This is a genomic window from Pseudoalteromonas sp. S558 (assembly GCF_005886635.1).
In the GTDB taxonomy this organism is placed as follows: Bacteria; Pseudomonadota; Gammaproteobacteria; order Enterobacterales; family Alteromonadaceae; genus Pseudoalteromonas; species Pseudoalteromonas aliena.
Window position 1 is genome coordinate 1 of record NZ_PNDU01000520.1, and the last position, 961, is coordinate 961.

Consider the following 961-nt stretch of genomic DNA (forward strand, 5'->3'; position numbering starts at 1 on the left):
ATCCCAAACATGCGCTGCCCTTTGGGTTCTTTCTAGGGACGATTAACTCTTTGTTGCTCGGTTTTTACTTAGCCCACTAGGTTACAAACCTCGCGCCGCGATTTAATCGCCCCTAGATTGAACAAATTTCAATCCACAAAGATCAACACGCCCTAGAGCAAACACAAAGTGATGACAATAAAGTAACGATAGTTGTTGATAGCGGTGTTTATAAGCCAGGACACATTAAAGTGGCAGCCAACAAAGAGGTTGTACTTACCTTTGATAGAAAAGACAGCGCGCCGTGCGCCGAAACCGTGGTATTTCCACAGCTTGATATAATAAAACTCTGGTAATGGGTGATGGCAATACAGTTAAACTACCTGCACTTGAAGTCGGTGAGTATGAATTTCATTGCCAAATGAAAATGTACAAAGGCAAGTTAATAGTACAGTAGAAAAATAGTTGTTGAGCTAAACAAGTGGCTGGGTCGTATTAGTGCTTATTAAGAAAATTGGAGCTTTTGTATATTGTGAATAATTTAAACCCTAAAAAATTACTAAATAGTAAATGGACGGCAACTCCTGCCATCAATAAAGAAAAGCACTTTATTATAGTCGCTGTAGAGTACGATGAAGATGCCAACGTAATAGAGTGTATTACTGAGTCAGTATTTTCTAAAAACCAATACCCAATTAGCTGGCGAGATCTAAAAGATACTCAAAAGTGGTGCCAAGGCTGGAAGTAATTTAAATCGTTTTAGTAAATCTCGCTGATAAATACAGAACTAAAGTTAAGTAACCTGAACTCTGGTAATAAATCTATCTCAAGCAGCTATTTTCAGCGCTAACTGCGTTGAATTTACTCGCAAGAGGCCCGCTATTGACGCGTAAATTCGCCTTGTTTTCACTGAAAATCTCTGGCTAGAGAAAAATAAATTTAAATATCATTATGATTCAATATATTAGTAAATATCTTAACC

1 protein-coding gene and 1 pseudogene are annotated in these 961 nt (G+C 37.6%); both read left to right on the forward strand.

Features of this window, described 5'->3' with window-relative positions; genetic code table 11:
- Positions 1-155: 155 nt before the first annotated feature.
- Positions 156-436 (forward strand): annotated as a pseudogene (locus CWB66_RS21220) (cupredoxin domain-containing protein); the annotation flags it as partial.
- A gap of 75 nt (positions 437-511) precedes the next feature.
- A complete protein-coding gene (locus tag CWB66_RS21225; RefSeq protein ID WP_077538448.1) occupies positions 512-727 on the forward strand; it encodes a TIGR02450 family Trp-rich protein in 216 nt (71 codons plus the stop codon).
- Positions 728-961 lie beyond the last annotated feature (234 nt).